The 16384-nt window shown below is 38.5% G+C and carries 16 protein-coding genes and 1 pseudogene; 10 read left to right on the top strand and 7 right to left on the bottom strand.

The annotated features are described in order from the left end of the window. Positions 1-187 precede the first annotated feature (187 nt). The gene (locus FA584_RS07205; RefSeq protein WP_167749002.1) at positions 188-1792 is read right to left on the bottom strand and encodes a coiled-coil domain-containing protein; all 1605 of its coding nucleotides are present in this window, start codon (positions 1790-1792) and stop codon (positions 188-190) included. A gap of 16 nt (positions 1793-1808) precedes the next feature. Continuing rightward, entirely contained in the window at positions 1809-2762 is a 954-nt protein-coding gene (locus FA584_RS07200) for an NAD(P)-binding domain-containing protein (RefSeq protein WP_167749001.1), read from the bottom strand. 119 nt (positions 2763-2881) lie between these two features. Here FA584_RS07200 and FA584_RS07195 point away from each other — a divergent pair, with 119 nt between their 5' ends. Genes FA584_RS07195 through FA584_RS07180 form a run of 4 tightly spaced genes read left to right on the top strand, consistent with a single transcriptional unit; the run spans position 2882 to position 5616 of the window. After that, positions 2882-4117, top strand: coding sequence for a glutamate-5-semialdehyde dehydrogenase (locus FA584_RS07195; RefSeq protein ID WP_167749000.1), 1236 nt, complete (start codon positions 2882-2884; stop codon positions 4115-4117). Then, positions 4114-4698 carry an ATP-binding cassette domain-containing protein gene (locus FA584_RS07190; protein ID WP_167748999.1) on the top strand — a complete coding sequence of 195 codons (585 nt, stop codon included), beginning with the start codon at positions 4114-4116 and terminating at the stop codon, positions 4696-4698. The genes FA584_RS07195 and FA584_RS07190 overlap by 4 nt, the downstream gene beginning before the upstream one ends. A gap of 7 nt (positions 4699-4705) precedes the next feature. After that, a complete protein-coding gene (locus FA584_RS07185) occupies positions 4706-5326 on the top strand; it encodes a DedA family protein (RefSeq protein ID WP_167748998.1) in 621 nt (206 codons plus the stop codon). A gap of 11 nt (positions 5327-5337) precedes the next feature. Continuing rightward, complete coding sequence (locus tag FA584_RS07180; RefSeq protein ID WP_167748997.1) at positions 5338-5616, top strand: DnaJ domain-containing protein; 279 nt, start codon at positions 5338-5340, stop codon at positions 5614-5616. A gap of 40 nt (positions 5617-5656) precedes the next feature. Here FA584_RS07180 and FA584_RS07175 read toward each other — a convergent pair whose 3' ends face one another. Together FA584_RS07175 and FA584_RS07170 are read right to left on the bottom strand one after the other, a co-directional pair. Beyond that, positions 5657-5971 (bottom strand): NIPSNAP family protein, encoded by a 315-nt coding sequence (locus FA584_RS07175; protein WP_167748996.1) that lies wholly within the window; start codon positions 5969-5971, stop codon positions 5657-5659. Positions 5972-6057: 86 nt separating this feature from the next. Further along, a pseudogene (locus FA584_RS07170) lies at positions 6058-7422 on the bottom strand (class II 3-deoxy-7-phosphoheptulonate synthase). A gap of 253 nt (positions 7423-7675) precedes the next feature. Here FA584_RS07170 and FA584_RS07165 point away from each other — a divergent pair. From FA584_RS07165 to FA584_RS07145, 5 genes are all read left to right on the top strand, one after another. After that, positions 7676-8704 carry an amino acid ABC transporter substrate-binding protein gene (locus FA584_RS07165; protein ID WP_191342034.1) on the top strand — a complete coding sequence of 343 codons (1029 nt, stop codon included), beginning with the start codon at positions 7676-7678 and terminating at the stop codon, positions 8702-8704. A 70-nt stretch (positions 8705-8774) separates the two neighbouring features. Beyond that, the gene (locus tag FA584_RS07160; protein WP_096046666.1) at positions 8775-9929 is read left to right on the top strand and encodes an amino acid ABC transporter permease; all 1155 of its coding nucleotides are present in this window, start codon (positions 8775-8777) and stop codon (positions 9927-9929) included. Between the two features lies 1 nt (position 9930). Then, a complete protein-coding gene (locus tag FA584_RS07155; RefSeq protein ID WP_096046665.1) occupies positions 9931-11016 on the top strand; it encodes an amino acid ABC transporter permease in 1086 nt (361 codons plus the stop codon). Between the two features lie 8 nt (positions 11017-11024). Beyond that, a complete protein-coding gene (locus FA584_RS07150; protein WP_087438671.1) occupies positions 11025-11771 on the top strand; it encodes an amino acid ABC transporter ATP-binding protein in 747 nt (248 codons plus the stop codon). Between the two features lie 26 nt (positions 11772-11797). Next, complete coding sequence (locus FA584_RS07145; RefSeq protein WP_228448554.1) at positions 11798-12250, top strand: hypothetical protein; 453 nt, start codon at positions 11798-11800, stop codon at positions 12248-12250. Between the two features lie 32 nt (positions 12251-12282). Here the strand turns inward: FA584_RS07145 and ilvA are convergent, their stop codons facing one another. Next, a complete protein-coding gene (ilvA, locus tag FA584_RS07140) occupies positions 12283-13494 on the bottom strand; it encodes a threonine ammonia-lyase (RefSeq protein WP_087438670.1) in 1212 nt (403 codons plus the stop codon). A 1-nt stretch (position 13495) separates the two neighbouring features. Then, positions 13496-13930 (bottom strand): CoA-binding protein, encoded by a 435-nt coding sequence (locus FA584_RS07135; RefSeq protein WP_096046664.1) that lies wholly within the window; start codon positions 13928-13930, stop codon positions 13496-13498. Between the two features lie 124 nt (positions 13931-14054). On the opposite strand from FA584_RS07135, the gene FA584_RS07130 reads away from it, so the two are divergent. After that, entirely contained in the window at positions 14055-15236 is a 1182-nt protein-coding gene (locus tag FA584_RS07130; protein ID WP_167748995.1) for a methyl-accepting chemotaxis protein, read from the top strand. Positions 15237-15254: 18 nt separating this feature from the next. Here the strand turns inward: FA584_RS07130 and trmA are convergent, their stop codons facing one another. Further along, positions 15255-16358, bottom strand: coding sequence for a tRNA (uridine(54)-C5)-methyltransferase TrmA (gene trmA, locus FA584_RS07125; RefSeq protein ID WP_167748994.1), 1104 nt, complete (start codon positions 16356-16358; stop codon positions 15255-15257). Positions 16359-16384 lie beyond the last annotated feature (26 nt).

Raw genomic sequence — 16384 nt, 5'->3', positions numbered from 1 at the left:
AAGAACTTCATCTTTTCGGTTGGAAACAATCGCTGTCTCTTTTTCTTTAATATCTGTTTGAAGTAACTGTATTTTAGCGATGTAGTCGTTTTCTTGAGCCTTGCTACTTGCTTTGAGTTCATCTAAAGCCGTGCGAAGTTCTTTGATCTTTCCGTCATCGCTCTCTTTGCCTTTTTGTGTCTCTGTTTTATAGGCAATGAGTTGTGTTTTTAAGAGCCTGTAGCTCTTTCTCTTTTTCGTCGTATTTGAGTTTTAAATCATTATGGGACGCGGTGAGTTCATCGGTATGAAATTGCATACGATCACTGTTTTCTTGTACGGTTGCTTTGTAATCACTTAACTGTTTGTCAAATTTTGCCATTAACTCTTTTTTAACATTATCGAAACTGGCAATTTTTTCATTAAATACTTTATAGTTTTTATTGTGAATCTTGTCGTTTTCATCGACTCGTTTTTTGACCTCTTCTTCAACGTTAAGCTTTTCTGTGTTCATTGTTACTATTTTATCGCCTAACTCTTTGATCTTAGACTCTCTTTTGGCAATTTCCTCATTAAGTTTCAAAATGGATGCGTTAAGATTTTTTTCACTGTTTTGTGCATTTTCTTCAAGTTTTTTATTGGCTGCGGAGAGCTCTTTATTGAGTTTTTTCTCATCTTCAAGATAGGTTTTAAATTTATTAAAATCCTTCTCGTTTTCAAGGATGAGTGCATCAATATGTTTTTTAGAACTGGCAATCTCATTATTCAGGCCTTTGATTTTTTCCTCTTCAAGTGCCATTTTCTTGAGATGATCGTCATCTTGAAGCGCCATATCTTGGCGATTTTTAGCAATCAATTTTTCAGTATCCGCTTTGAGTTGTTCTATGGTAGCGTTGTATTTACCGATCTCTTCTTTATGCTTTTGGTCTGAAAGGAGCAAGGATTGTGTTTGTTTATTTAAGAGTTCATTTTTCTCTTTTGCCGCTTGTACGATCTCTTCTTTAAGTTTGTTGATCTCATCTTGCTTACGTGTAAAAGCATTTTTAGCTGTTTCGTTGTTTGTATTGATTTGCTCGTTTAAAAGCGCAATCTGGTCGTTCAAAAATTTGATTTTTTCTTTGTAATCCGTTAGTTTTGCTTGCTCTTCTTCGCGTGCTTTTTGAATGGCAATACGTTTTTTATCTTCATCATCGACAGCCTTAGCTTTAAGTTCTTCTATTTGACCTCTTAAGGTATTGGCTTCAATGTTTGCTTTTTGAGCGATGACAACATTTTCCTTTTGCAACTCATTGATTTTCATCGTCAAATCACTGATGTTGCGATAGTGTTGCTGCTCTGCTTCATTAAGGCGTTCGGTATTTTTATTGGTTAATTGATTGCGTTGCTCTTCAAGTTCGTTGTCTTGCTCTTCGAGCTTTTTAGAAAGCTCATTTTTTTCATTGGCCATTAAAAGGTTATCGTGCTGAATAAAGAGGAGTGTTTTTTGCAATTTATTGACCATACGCTTAAAGTCCTGAGGTGTTAACTCAGAATCAGGAATGGGTTTACCTTGTTCGTCAAAGTATACATCTTCATAGAGATTGCCATCTTTGCCCTGCTCAATCGTCGCGTCTTTGTCTATATAATGCTTTTGCATATCTTGCGGTAGATCACTAAATTTAACATCGCTTTTACTGATGTATTTTTCACCGAGCTCGTCAAAAGAGACTCCACCAAAATTACCATATTTTACAGAAGCTAAACTTCCAACTACGATAATTGCACCAAGTGCTATATTTAAAATCTGCGAAGAAGAGAGAGCAATTTTTGCCATTAATCAAAAGCCTTAATTATTTTGAATTTAAAATATGTGACACAATAGAATACGCATGGTTAAGCGCAATAGCGATACTTCCACCACTTTTAACCGCGATGTCACCTGCTAAATAAAGCCCTTTGGTTTTGGTTTCATAATTTTCATCAAACTCGGGTTTTCCTTCGCTATCAAGTGAAATCCCACATTTTCGTAGAAAATCAACCGGTGTTGTTCCGCCAATTGCATACACTACACGATCGTAAATCGTATAATAGCCATCGGTAAAGTTAACTTTGACAAGACCATTTTCATTTTCTACCGATACAATATCCATACCAAGGCGAAGACGAAGTTTCTCTTGTCCATTGAACTCTTGAATCATCTTAAGATTGATGTCGTTGAGCCTACTAAAGGTGTCACGACGATAATTAACAGTAACGTTATTGGTTTTGGAAAGCTCTATCGCATACTCTATGGCAGAGTTTCCACCACCCACAATCAATAGTTTTTCATTTTGTGAACATTTGTCTAAGTTGAAATTGATGCGTTCTTTGAGTGAGAGAGGTAGTGTGTAATCGGGTTTATTGGGTTTTCCCATCGTGCCAATAGCGACGATAACATTTTTGGCTCTGTATCCCGCTTTGGTTGTTACGATACGAAATTCGTTATTTTCTTTGATGATGCTCTCAACTTCGCTGTTAAATGCTGAGTCAATCTCGCCCGTATCTAAAAGTGAGTCAAAGTAGTTCAGTGTGCTCTCTTTGGTGCCATCACGGAAATCAATAGAGCCTTTAAGTTCGATCTCCTGACCTTTGTAGTTTTTATCAACACGTTTATTATCTTTGTAAAATTTGCGGATCGTTTGTGAATGGTTATCACCCTTTTCAATCATCATAATATGTTTCAGTCCAAGCACCTTTGCTTCAACCGCTGCACCAATACCGCCAGGTCCACCACCAATAATGACTAAATCGTAAATTTGTTGCATTCTTGTGTCCTTGTATGATTATCTACTGATGCTAACTATTATATCCCGAACTTACTTATGACACATTAAATATAAAAAGTGTAAAATCCCATCAAATGCCATTGTAAGGAACTATCAACGTGCAAACTTTTCTAGAACATGCCAAATCTGCCAGTCGAATTATCGCCACCCTTGATCCTAAAACAAAAATGGATGTTTTAGCACATATGGCAGAGGCTTTAGAGAGACACAGTGCGCTTATCATAACCGAAAATAAAAAAGATTTAGAAGAAGCCAAGAAAAACAATTTAAGTTCAGCACTTGTTGATCGACTCTTACTCAACACGCAACGCATAGCAGATATGGCAAATGCCATTCGCGAAATTGCAGCGCTCAAAGAGCCTGTAGGGCGTATTTTAGAAGGTTGGGTTGTTCCTAGTGGACTCAGAATTGAAAAAGTCAGCATTCCTATTGGTGTGGTAGGTATCATTTATGAAAGTCGTCCCAATGTGACCAGCGATACCGCCGCCCTTTGCTTTAAAAGTGGCAATGCATGTGTGCTAAAAGGTGGTAAAGAGGCATTTTACAGCAATGCAGTTATTGCTTCCATTTTACAAGAAGTGCTCGAAAAATTCAACCTCCCTATAGAGATTATTTCGCTTTTGCCCGATTCCAGTCGTGAAGGCGTTGCTAAGCTGATCAAAATGGACAAATATGTTGATCTTATCATCCCTCGCGGTGGTGAGGCGTTGATTCGTTTTGTGAGTGAAAATGCAACCGTTCCTGTGGTAAAACATGACAAAGGTGTCTGTCATACCTATGTGGATAAAGAAGCGAATTTAGACCAAGCCATCGAAATTGTTTTAAACGCCAAATGCCAACGCCCAAGTGCGTGTAATTCACTGGAAACACTTTTAGTTCATGAATCTGTGGCGGAAAGTTTTTTACCCCGTATGAAAGAGGCGCTTGACCTGACTGGAGCGGAGATAAAAGGATGTGATAAGACTCAAAATCTTTTACATGTAAAGCTTGCCAGTGAGGAAGATTACCATACCGAACACCTTTGTAATGCTCTCAATATCAAGATCGTTGAAAGCGTAGATGAAGCAATAGCCCATATTGCGGAGTTTGGCTCTTCGCATTCTGAAGCCATTTTGAGTGAAAATTATACTACCGTTGAACGCTTTTTAAATGAAGTTGACGCGGCAACGGTTTATGCCAATGCTTCCACCCGTTTTACAGATGGTGGTGAGTTTGGTTTTGGCGCAGAAGTGGGCATCAGTACCAACAAACTTCATGCACGTGGACCTATGGGCATTAATGACCTGACCACTTACAAATTCAAAGTTTATGGTAAAGGGCAAATTCGCGCATGAGCCAAGAGGTTTTACGCATTGAAAATCTAAGCTTTGCCTACCCAAATTCCAAGCTTTTATATGACAATTTTTCTTTACATGTAAAGGTTGGAGAAGTCGTTGCCATTTTGGGGGCAAGTGGCAGTGGGAAAAGTACACTTTTTGAACTCATTGCAGGAAATCTGAAAGCCAACAGTGGCACGATTCATGTGATGAAACTTTCGCAGATTTTTCAAGACCCTTACACATCGTTTCATCCGACCTATACCATTGTCAATCAGATCAGTGATGTTGCTCCTTTACACGATTTGCATCAGTTATGCGATGCACTTGATCTTGACACGGAGGTATTGGCTCAAAAACCGCATCAACTCAGCGGTGGGCAGCTGCAAAGATGCTCTATTTTAAGAGCACTGTTGATGAAGCCTTCCCTCATTTTAGCCGATGAGCCCACTTCAGCACTCGATAACATTACAGGATTACATGTCATGCAACTGTTGATGCAGTTTTTAGATCGAATAGGCATTTTGCTTATCACGCACGATAAAGATTTGGCATCGTGGTGCAGTGATCGTATGATTGAGTTAAAAGAAAAAAAATAGGAGTTTTATGCACGCTATTATTGATTGGATTGTTCAAACCGTTGGAGTTTTAGGATACCTTGGTATTTTTATCATGATGTTGATTGAAAGTAGTATTTTCCCACTCCCTAGTGAAGTAGTGATGATACCCGCTGGGTATTTGTGTGCTAAAGGTGAGATGAATTTAGCCATTGTTATTGCCCTTGGCACGCTCGGAAGTATTTCAGGTGCACTTTTGAACTATTATTTGGCAGTCAAGTTAGGTCGAAAGTTGATTTTGAAGTATGGACATTACGTTTTTATCAAGCCAGAAACATTGGAAAAAGTGGAAGTATTCTTTAAAACGCACGGTTCATTTTCAACGTTTACCGCAAGGCTGATTCCTGTGATTCGCCACTACATCTCGCTTCCTGCGGGATTGGCACGTATGCATTTAGGACTTTTTTGTTTTTACACAGGCTTTGGAGCGGGTATTTGGGTTAGTATTTTGACATTTTTAGGCTATTTTTTCGGTCAAAATGAAGCGCTCCTCAATGAGCATTTACACACTATATCGATTGCTTTGATTATTTTCATCGTTATCTTTGCTGCTATTTACATTTGGCTTCACAAGAAAAAAGAGCGCAAACGAAGCGCTAAGAAGCTTTAAAAGGAGAAGCGATGTTCCAAGGTTTAGAGTACAGTGATTTTGAAAAAGCACTCACAACCTTGGGCGTTGTCTCCAAAACCGATAAAAAGACCCTTCACAAACTTTACCTTTCCCTCTCCAAAGAATTTCATCCAGACGCCCCAAATGGCGATACCGCAAAATTTCAAGCAATCAACGATGCGTACCAGTTAGTAAAAACGTATATGGAAAATTACCGTTTTGATTTTGATGAAGTAGAGTTTAAAAAACAGTATCCGTTTTCGAAGAGTGATTGGCTGAGTGGAAGATAACAAAAAGATGACTGAGCTCAAAACTCAGTCAAGAATAGGGCTATTGAATAGGTGAAAAATTTGAGGCATACATTATTTTTGACTCTTGTTTTTCAAGCATAGGTAACCCAAGAGGAACAAAATTTTCAAGCCATTCTTTATCATGATAAAGTGCCCTCCTTCTCTCTTCTCTCGTATTGAGATCTGGATATTCCCAAATATGAACAACCTGATTGAGCTCTCCAATGTCACTGTACCAATATCCTACAAGTTTTGCATATTTACTGATAATTGGTAGACCCACTTCTTCAAAATGTTTCATATATGCGTGCTGTTTTCCAACTTTCACAGTATAGGTTCTCATTTCATAAATCATGTTTTTCCCTTATCGCAAAAAATAAAATTAAAGTGAGATATTTTATTTTACATGTAAAGATTTTCACCTTTACATGTAAAGCAGTTTTATTGTGCTAAAAATCGTTGACGAGCGTCTTTAAGGGAGTCTGCGATCAGAAATGCAAGCTCTAAGGCTTGGTTGGCGTTGAGGCGTGGGTCGCACTGTGTTTGATAGCGGCATGCAAGGTTCTCTTCGGTGATATCTTGGGCTCCACCGATACACTCGGTCACATCTTGTCCTGTCATTTCTAAGTGAACGCCACCAGGGAAAGTACCCTCTTCTTCGTGGACTTTAAAGAAGCCTTTAACTTCGCGCAACACTTCATCGAACGAGCGCGTTTTGTAATTATTGGATGCTTTGATGGTATTACCGTGCATTGGATCGATGCTCCAAAGCACATGTGCTCCTGCTACTTTTACTGCTTGAACTAATTTTGGGAACTCTTTTTCAATCTTGTCTGCACCCATACGAACGATGATATTAAGACGTCCTGGCTCATTTTCAGGGTTTAGTTTATGGATAAGCTTCATTAAGCCCTCAGCGGTCATACTAGGACCTGCTTTGATGCCAATAGGGTTTTTAACCCCTGTGAGAAATTCTACATGCGCATCATTGACATCACGGGTGCGATCGCCTATCCAAAGCATATGAGCTGAACAATCATACCAATCACCCGTCAAGCTATCTTGACGTGTCAATGCTTCTTCGTAGTTGAGAAGCAATGCTTCATGGGAAGTATAAACGACTGTTTCGTTGATATTTGGTGTATTAGCAGAGGTGATACCGCACGCTTCCATAAAGGCTAATGTCTCAGAAATGCGATCACAAAGATGTTGGTAACGTTTGCCCAAAGGACTGGCTGATACAAAGCCTAACGTCCATTTATGGACTTGGTGAAGATCCGCCAAACCACCGCGTGAAAAGGCACGTAAAAGGTTCATCGTTGCCGCTGATTGGTTGTAGGCTTTGAGCATTCTTTTTGGATTTGGGATTCTTGCATCTTCGGTAAATTCAATGTCATTGATGATGTCACCACGGTAACTTGGAAGCTTTACACCATTCATCTCTTCATAATCAGATGATCTAGGCTTGGCAAATTGACCCGCTAATCGCCCTACTTTAACGATGGGACAGCCACCAGCAAAGGTTAAAACAACCGCCATTTGAAGCATGACTTTAAACATATCACGAATATTAACTGCGTTAAATTCGCTAAAACTTTCTGCACAATCTCCACCTTGAAGTAAAAAAGCTTTTCCAGCGACAACATCAGCTAATGAGGCTTTGAGCTGTCTAACCTCACCTGCAAAAACAAGGGGAGGATATTTGCTCAGAGTTCTTGTTCAATATTTTTACAACTCTTGGTTGGTATACGTTGGTTGTTGCTTAATTGGTTTTTCTCTCCATGATGCGCGTGTCCAAGAACTCATAAAAGACCCTTAATTGAATTTTTACTTATTATAATGTGATTGGCTTTAAAGAGAATTGAATGGTTTAGATAACACGCATAAATCTATGAGGGTATAAGGTGGTTTTATCTTATAAAATATGCAAAAATAAAATATTTCTTTAAAGAATGTAGATTCTACTCACCTCCTGTAACTGATTAATAAATAGGCAGTTTTTTCGCCAAAAAATAAAATTTAGTGTTAGAATTCTTGCATCAACTTTGAAAGGAAGATAATGATGTTACGATCTAAACTCGCTAAAATCTCTTTAGCAACAATTACTGTGTTGGGCTTTGGCACAACAACACTTAGTGCGGATACTCTCGGCGAAGTACAAAAACAAGGTTTTGTTAAGTGTGGTGTTGATGGTGGATTACCAGGCTTTTCTGAAGTAGGAAGTGATGGTATCTATAAAGGTATTGATGTTGACGTTTGTCGTGCTGTTGCAGCTGCCGTTTTTGGCGATGCTAAAAAAGTTAAATACATTGCTCTTAATGCTAAAGAGCGTTTGACAGCTCTTCAATCAGGCGAGATCGATATGCTTTCACGTAACACAACATGGACAGAAACCAGAGATACTTCTTTGGGTTTAAACTTTGCTGGTGTTAACTACTATGATGGTCAAGGCTTTATGGTCACTAAAAAATTGGGTGTCAAAAGTGCTAAAGAGCTTGATGGCGCTTCTATCTGCCTTCAAACAGGAACCACAACAGAGCTAAATGTTGCTGACTACTTTAGAAGTCATAAATTAAAATATAAAATCGTATCTTATGACACTAATGATCAAGTTGTTAAAGCGTATGAAAGTGGTAGATGTGACGTTTTAACTTCTGATCAATCACAACTTTACGGCTTGAGAATCAAACTTTTAAAACCTGAAGATTCAATCGTACTTCCTGAAGTTATCTCTAAAGAGCCTTTAGGACCTGTTGTTCGTAAAGGTGATGGTAAATGGTTTGATATCGTGAGATGGTCATTTTATGCGATGGTTACTGCAGAAGAATCTGGCGTAACGAGCAAAAATGTTGATGCAATGCTTAAATCTGACAATCCAGACATTAAACGTCTTTTAGGTGTTGAAGGTCAAATGGGTGAGAATTTAGGTCTTAAAAAAGATTTTGCTTATAACATCGTCAAGCAAGTCGGTAACTACGGTGAGTCATTTGAAAGTACTGTAGGCGAAGGCTCTCCACTGAAAATTAAAAGAGGTTATAACGCTCTTTGGAATCAAGGCGGCTTACAATACGCTCCTCCTTTTAGATAGTAGATTAAAAAACAGTAAAACACTGAGGGCAGATCATTCTGCCCTTAATCTTAACGTATAAAGGACACGTATGCTAGCACTTTTGAGAAATCAAAAGATTCGAGGAATTCTTTTCCAATTATTAACCGTTATTGGCTTGGTTGCTTTTTTGTGGTATATTGGCACCAACACTGTCGCCAATATAGAACAAAGAGGCATTCAAACAGGCTTTGGCTTTTTGAATGGCACAGCTGGATTTGGTATCGATCAATCTCCTATTGCGTACTCAGAAGAGAGTACCCATGGACGTGTTTTTGTTGTAGGACTTTTAAATACACTTATCATAGCTTTTGTTGGTATCCTTTGTGCAACCATTGTAGGACTCATTATAGGCATATTGAGACTATCGCGCAACTGGTTGATTGCAAAACTTGCAAAATCGTATGTCGATTTTTTTAGAAATATACCTCTTCTTCTTCAAATACTCTTTTGGTATAACGTTGTTCTTCGCTCTATGCCAAATCCTAAACAGAGTTTCAACTTTTTTGATACAATTTTTATTAATAACAGAGGTCTCTATTTCCCCCAACCTGAGTACAATACTACCTTTTTTGTCATGCTTGCAAGTCTTTTTCTGGCACTTTGTGCCTCTTTTGCACTTAACGCATGGGCAAATAAACGTAAAGTTCTAACAGGGCAAGATTTTATGGTCTACCCTTTTGCAATAGGAATGTTTATTGTTTTCCCTATCCTTGCATATTTTATTGGTGGAACTCATCTTAATTTTAATTTTCCAGAACTCGTAGGCTTTAACTTCAAAGGTGGCAAAACACTCTCACCTGAGTTTTTGGCACTCACATTTGCATTAACGATCTATACGGCAACATTTATTGCTGAGGCAGTTCGTTCAGGTATTGAGGCCGTAGGACATGGTCAAAAAGAAGCAGCAGCTTCGATGGGTTTTAGTCCATACCAATCTTTAAAATTGGTTATTCTTCCCCAAGCGATCCGTATTGCAATTCCTCCAATTATCAATCAGTATCTTAACCTTATTAAGAACTCCTCTTTGGCAACAGCCGTTGGTTATCCTGAAATTGTGACTGTTTTTGCAGGCACATCTCTGAATCAGGTGGGGCAAGCGATTGAGATCATTTCGATGACCATGCTCGTTTATCTCATCATCAGTTTAATTGTCTCAGCAATACTCAACTGGTTTAACCACAAAATGAAGATTCAGGAGCGTTAATATGGCAATTTATGAAAAAAAACAAGAACGTAAAGCTCCTATCAATACCAAAGGAGCTACCTTTTGGATTCGAGAAAACCTTTTCTCTTCACCAATGAATGTCGCCTTGACGCTTTTAGGTGTGATGATTCTTTTTTGGATCATTCCTCCTTTTATTAAATGGGCGTACGTCAATGCAAACTTTGCTGGGACGACACGTGAAGATTGTGTCAGTGGCGGTGCATGTTGGGTCTTTATACGCATGAAGATCGATATGTTTATGTATGGCTTCTACCCTTCAGAACTTAGATGGAGAGTCAATAGTATTTATATACTTTTTTTCGTCTTGCTTGCATCTTTTAAGTACCTTAAAAACTCAGTAGCAAAAATTGTGTTGGCACATGTCTATTTTATCATCGGTTTTTTCTTGGTCCACGGTGGCTTTTTTGGCATGCAAGTTGTCCCAACCGATAAATGGGGTGGACTAATGCTGACCATTGTGGTTGCCGCGGTAGGTATTGTCGCAGCATTCCCCATTGGTGTTATTTTGGCTCTAGGTCGAGCATCTCATTTGCCGATTATAAAAAGTATCAGTGTGACTTACATTGAGTTTATTCGTGGTGTGCCACTGATCACAATTCTCTTTATGTCATCGATTATTTTGCCACTCTTTTTTCCTGAAGGTATCTCTTTTGACAAACTTCTACGTGCGCTCATTGGTATCGCATTGTTTGAATCAGCTTATATCGCTGAAAATATCCGCGGTGGACTTCAATCTATTCCGAAAGGACAGTATGAAGCTGCTGATGCGATAGGCCTTTCTTATTGGCAAAAAATGTTTTTAGTCATATTGCCTCAAGCCCTCAAAGTAGCTATTCCTAACCTTGTAGGCGTTTCCATTGCTCTTTTCCAAGATACAACGTTGGTACTTATTATTGGACTCTTTGATCTCCTCGCCATGGTACGTTTAAGTGCTGCTGATTCGTATTGGTTGGGTTATGAGACTGAAGGCTATGTGTTTGTTACCTTTATCTTTTGGTTCTTTTGTTACTCAATGTCTAACTTTAGCCAAAAGCTTGAAAAACGATTTAATACCAATTTGAGATAGGATAGAAGATGAAAGATAGAAAAGAAATCATAGAAATTAAAAACTTAAACAAATGGTACGGGGATTTTCACGTTTTAAAAGATATTAACCTTACCATCAATAAAGGTGAAATCATCGTTGTCTGTGGACCTTCAGGGTCAGGTAAATCAACCCTCATTCGTTGTATTAATTACCTTGAACAATTCCAAGAAGGTAGTATTTTGGTTGATGGCATTGAGCTTGTTAACGATGTTAAAAAGATCAAAGCGATTCGTGAAGAAGTGGCTATGGTATTTCAACACTTCAACCTCTTCCCTCATTTAACGATTTTAGACAACCTGACATTAGCACCTCTTTGGGTTAGAAAAATGCCACGTAAAGAAGCAGAAGCCATGGCAATGAAATACCTAGAGCGTGTTGGCATTGCTAACCAAGCCCATAAATTCCCCAATCAACTCTCAGGAGGACAACAACAACGTGTGGCAATAGCACGTAGTTTGTGTAAAAACCCTAAGATAATGCTCTTTGATGAGCCAACTTCTGCCCTTGACCCTGAAATGGTTGCTGAAGTTTTGGATGTTATGATAGAATTAGCACGTGAAGATAAAACAATGGTGTGTGTTACTCATGAAATGGGCTTTGCAAAAAAAGTGGCTGATAGAATCATTTTTATGGATGCCGGTCAAATCGTTGAAGAGAACACACCTGAAGAGTTTTTCCAAAATCCTGAGTCCGATCGTCTTAAACTCTTTTTGGAGCAAATCTTATCACATTGATTTTGTTTTACATGTAAGGATAAGAAATGATGGAGCAATTAATTCCTGTTGTGATGGTTGTTGCGATGGTGGCGTTTATTTTGATAAAACAGATAGGCAAGTTAACCAATAAATTTGATTCTTTTGCGGATGAGAGTGCCTATGATCGTTATGCAAAATTTTCAGCTATTATTCAAGAACATGTGCGTGAAATTAAACAGAGCCTTGATAGTTCCAAATCACCCATTGAACGTCCCTTTAAACTGATAGAGGGAAAAAAAGAAGAAGAAGCACTTGAATTGCTCTCTAATTTTATTCGTAAATTGGTCTTTTTTGAAACCATGATGGCCAAGAAAAAGAGCTCAAAAGAGATCGAAGCTGACCTTTTTGATCTTTTAAGTCATTTAGATGATTTTCTCAAAGAGTATTGTGTAGAAGGAGAAGCTCTTTCTGATCAACTCAGAGAAAGACTTTTAAAAGCGTACGAACAACTGAACTAAAGAGTGAGGTTTTATAGCCTCACTCTCTTCTTTTAAACCTCTTCCTTAAAGAGATACCCAGCCTCTTCTAAAAGCGTACGAATCATCTTTTGATGCTCAAGTCCTTTAGTTTCTAGCATAATGGTTATTTGTGCATCACCATACGACAGTGTTGTTGAGAATCGGTCATAATCAATCTGGATAATATTGGCATTGGCATTTTTAAATAGGTCTGTCAGGCGCATCAGTGAGCCCGGTTTATCAATCAGCGTAATCACCAATTTCATTTTGCGGTGTGATTTGATGAGACCTTTTTCAATGATGATTGAAAGCATCTGTACATCAATATTTCCACCACTTAAAACCGCGCCTATTTTCATATCTTTCGTGTAGGCGAATTTTTGATGCATAATGGCGGCGACACTCGCAGCACCTCCGCCTTCAACGACTAATTTTTGGCGTTCAAGCAAGAATAAAATGGCTGCAGCTATCTCTTCGTCATCCACCGTGACTACTTCATCCACACACTCTAAAATATGGGCTAAATTGGATTCACTCACATCCCGTACTGCGATACCATCAGCAATGGTACGTACACTTTTAGAATTAATCGCTTTTTTAGCACAGTAGGACTCAAACATCGCAGGAGCGCCCGAAGCATTGACGCCAATGACTTTGATTTTAGGATCAATTTGCTTGATAGCCGAAGCCATGCCGCTGATGAGTCCTCCTCCGCCTATTGGAATAACAATAATGTCAAGGTCATTCACTTCATCCATCATTTCTAATGCAACAGTGCCTTGACCTGCTATGACTTTGTCATCTTCAAAAGGATGAATAAACGTTAAGCTATGCTCATTGGCATATGTTAGCGCATATGCGTACGCTTCATCGTAATTATCACCACTGAGTATCACTTCTGCACCCAAATCTTTAGTTCCCGTGACTTTTAAAAGAGGAGTCGCTTCAGGCATAACAATGGTTGCTTTAATGCCAAAGCTACGCGCAGAGTAGGCAACACCTTGCGCATGATTGCCTGCACTTGCCGCAATAACACCTTTTTTGCGCTCTTCTTTGGTTAAAGAGGCTATTTTATTGTAAGCACCTCTGAGTTTATAAGCCCCTGTAATTTGGAGATTCTCTTTTTTAAGATAGACTTGCGCTCCTACTTCCTCACTTAAATGAGGCGCTAAAGAACACGGCGTTTGGGTAATAACATTGTTAAGTTGTCGTTTTGCTTTGACTATTTCACTAAGAGCTATCATTTTATTTCATTAACCTTTCATATTCTACTTTGGTACATCGATTTTGTACTGCAATCAAGCCATTTTCATGTGCTTTTGTACACGCTTGATTGTTGACGATGCCCAGTTGTAACCAAAAGACTTTTACATCACCTTTTTTTAAAACTTCTTCGATCAAACCATCCGCAATTTCAGGCTTGCGGAACATGTCTACCATATCCACACTCTCAGGAATATCTAAAAGAGTTCGGTAAACTTTTTCACCTAAAATCATCTCTTCTTTAGGATAGATCGGATAAATTTTAAACCCACGTTCTTGTAAGTAGCGTGCTACTTTATGGCTATCTTTGGTTGGATCTGGAGATAAACCAATAATGGCAATACTCTTACACATCGAAAAAATGTCTTTAATGCCTGCATCACCAGGCATGCTAATATTTGAAATGTCGCATTCCATTATTGCTCCTTTAAAAAAATTTAAGTCGTGAGTATAGCACACACAATCTTTTGGCGCGATTATCCATGGCTTTAATTGTATGAATTTGTTATAATCAATTGGTTTATATTTAGAAGGAGAGTTAATGTTTTTGAATCAGATTAAGATTAAAACGAAGGGCTGGTTTTTAGCAATTGGAACCTTATGTGGTTTTATGGCAAATATTATATTAGTCTCATTTTTAATTACAGGGACAGAGCGATTGATTTTAATTGCTGGATCTGTTGGTGGAATGGTGTTTTTCTTCATTTTTACCCGTGTTATGGTTGTCAGTATGACCAATTCTATTGATGCACTCTCCATCATTACACTTGATCTTGCCAAAGGAAGTGGCGATCTTACCAAACGTATTCAAATTAATTCTAAAGATGAGATAGCAGATTTATCTGAAAATATCAATCACTTTATTGAAAAGATTCATAGTACCATTGTTGCTTCAACAAAAACGTCTACAGAAAGTGCAACTATGGCAAATCAATTTTCAGCCATTTCGCATGAAGTGGATAAACGAATGGTGGCAGAGCGTGATTTTGTCAAACAGACGAAAGATTTGGGTGATGCTATGAAAATAACCTTGGAACAAAATACACTCAACGCAACGCAAACTAGTGAAAATATCTTTAATGCGTCTCAAACACTCTATACAACAACACAAGAGATTAAAAATTTAGTCGCCAATATTCAGCAAGCTTCTGAAGTTGAATCGCACACGTCAGATCGGCTTCAACAACTCAGTCAGGATGCCAATCAAGTTAAAAGTGTACTCACTGTGATCGCTGACATTGCCGATCAGACCAATCTTCTAGCCCTTAATGCTGCTATTGAAGCGGCACGAGCAGGTGAACATGGTCGTGGATTTGCCGTTGTTGCCGATGAAGTTAGAAATCTGGCAGAACGTACGCAACGAAGTCTGACGGAAATTAATGCAACGATTAATGTGATTGTGCAAAACATTATGGATGCCAGTGGTCAGATGAGTGAGAATTATAAGTTTATTGAGCAAATGGCGATTAATTCTGAAGAGGTTGAGCTTAAGATTAGCGACACGGAAACGATCATCAAAGAGGCGTCTGATGCTTCACAAATTGCTTCGGACGTTTCTCAACGTCTTTCTCAAAATACAGCAACGATCATTAAAAATATTGGTCAGATTTATGAATCATCTTTACAAAACAGTAGTGATGTTGAAAACCTTAACACTTCATCAGATGAGCTTCTGAATCTTTCTAATACACTTGCTTCTAAACTTGCGCTCTTTAAGATTTAACCTTTTACATGTAAAAGGCTAAAGTCGTTTTAAAATGACGCCAGACTCCAAATGCTCAGTGTTTGGAAATTGATCGAACAGGGCAAAATGGAGAATGGCGTACTGAGACGTTAAAACTTCCAAATCACGCTTAAGCGTTTCTGGATTGCACGAAATGTAAATGATGTTCTCAAATTGAGAGATAAACGCTAGGCTGGCTTCATCCATACCAGAACGGGGTGGATCAACAAAGACATGACTAAAGCTGTAGTCTTCAAGGTTGATACCCGCTAAGCGGTTGTATTCGCGCTCTTTTTTCAGTGCAGATGTCAGCTCTTCTGCACTCATGCGTAAGAAAGCAATGTTATGAACATCGTTGAGTTCACAGTTTATGAGTGCAGATTTGATGGACGTTTTAGAAATCTCGGTTGCTAAAACTTTACGAAATTTTTGAGCCATTGGAATCGTGAAGTTACCATAACCACAATAGAGTTCCAACAAATCCTCACAGTTTTCAAGATGACCTAATACCCAGCCAATCATTTTTTGATTCATCAAACGATTAGGTTGAGAAAAACCACCTTCAATGATGTGATAACAATAGCTTCTTCCTGCGATTTCAAGATGATCTTCCACAAAATCTTGACTCAGCACACGTTTAATACCACGACTGCGCCCAATGATAAAAATTCCAAACATATTTTCCAGCATTTTGGCTTCCTCGTCCCACTCATCTTGTAAAGGTTTATGGTAGATGAGCGTCACCAAAAGATGTTTAGAGGAAGCAAGAAACTCTATAGCGAAAAGTCTTTCACGAAGCATCGCGGAGTTTTCAATTTTTTTCAAGAGTTCAGGCATCAAAGTATAAATTTTTGTTTCCACTTTCGGACACGCATCAATGCAAACAGTGCTTTTTTTATCCATAGTTCCCATGGCATAGCGAAGAGTATTACCCTCTTTCCAGATACGAAATTCAGAGCGCCCACGGTAGTGTTCAGAAGGAGAATCAAAGAAGTCAAATGCTTTTACATGTAAAGGTTCAAATAACATACGCATATGTGCTTGTTTATGCGCACACTGCGCGTTATAGTCCAACGTATAAAGTGTACAACTACCGCATTTCCCAAAATAAGAACACTCCATAAGACCCCTTTATTTGTATTATTTTA

It is taken from the genome of Sulfurospirillum diekertiae, from assembly GCF_011769985.2.
In the GTDB taxonomy this organism is placed as follows: domain Bacteria; phylum Campylobacterota; class Campylobacteria; order Campylobacterales; family Sulfurospirillaceae; genus Sulfurospirillum; species Sulfurospirillum diekertiae.
The sequence above is the reverse complement of the archived record's forward strand: the minus strand, read 5'-3'. Positions and strand labels throughout refer to the sequence as shown.

Excerpts from the sequence above, each read along its gene's own strand:
- FA584_RS07190 (WP_167748999.1), top strand. The coding sequence starts at position 4,114 with ATGAGCCAAGAGGTTTTACGCATTGAAAATCTAAGCTTTGCCTACCCA.
- FA584_RS07155 (WP_096046665.1), top strand. The coding sequence starts at position 9,931 with ATGGCAATTTATGAAAAAAAACAAGAACGTAAAGCTCCTATCAATACC.
- FA584_RS07200 (WP_167749001.1), bottom strand. The coding sequence starts at position 2,762 with ATGCAACAAATTTACGATTTAGTCATTATTGGTGGTGGACCTGGCGGT.
- FA584_RS07185 (WP_167748998.1), top strand. The coding sequence starts at position 4,706 with ATGCACGCTATTATTGATTGGATTGTTCAAACCGTTGGAGTTTTAGGA.
- trmA (WP_167748994.1), bottom strand. The coding sequence starts at position 16,358 with ATGGAGTGTTCTTATTTTGGGAAATGCGGTAGTTGTACACTTTATACG.
- FA584_RS07165 (WP_191342034.1), top strand. The coding sequence starts at position 7,676 with ATGATGTTACGATCTAAACTCGCTAAAATCTCTTTAGCAACAATTACT.
- FA584_RS07180 (WP_167748997.1), top strand. The coding sequence starts at position 5,338 with ATGTTCCAAGGTTTAGAGTACAGTGATTTTGAAAAAGCACTCACAACC.
- FA584_RS07135 (WP_096046664.1), bottom strand. The coding sequence starts at position 13,930 with ATGGAATGCGACATTTCAAATATTAGCATGCCTGGTGATGCAGGCATT.
- ilvA (WP_087438670.1), bottom strand. The coding sequence starts at position 13,494 with ATGATAGCTCTTAGTGAAATAGTCAAAGCAAAACGACAACTTAACAAT.
- FA584_RS07175 (WP_167748996.1), bottom strand. The coding sequence starts at position 5,971 with ATGATTTATGAAATGAGAACCTATACTGTGAAAGTTGGAAAACAGCAC.
- FA584_RS07205 (WP_167749002.1), bottom strand. The coding sequence starts at position 1,792 with ATGGCAAAAATTGCTCTCTCTTCTTCGCAGATTTTAAATATAGCACTT.
- FA584_RS07130 (WP_167748995.1), top strand. The coding sequence starts at position 14,055 with ATGTTTTTGAATCAGATTAAGATTAAAACGAAGGGCTGGTTTTTAGCA.
- FA584_RS07145 (WP_228448554.1), top strand. The coding sequence starts at position 11,798 with ATGATGGAGCAATTAATTCCTGTTGTGATGGTTGTTGCGATGGTGGCG.
- FA584_RS07150 (WP_087438671.1), top strand. The coding sequence starts at position 11,025 with ATGAAAGATAGAAAAGAAATCATAGAAATTAAAAACTTAAACAAATGG.
- FA584_RS07160 (WP_096046666.1), top strand. The coding sequence starts at position 8,775 with ATGCTAGCACTTTTGAGAAATCAAAAGATTCGAGGAATTCTTTTCCAA.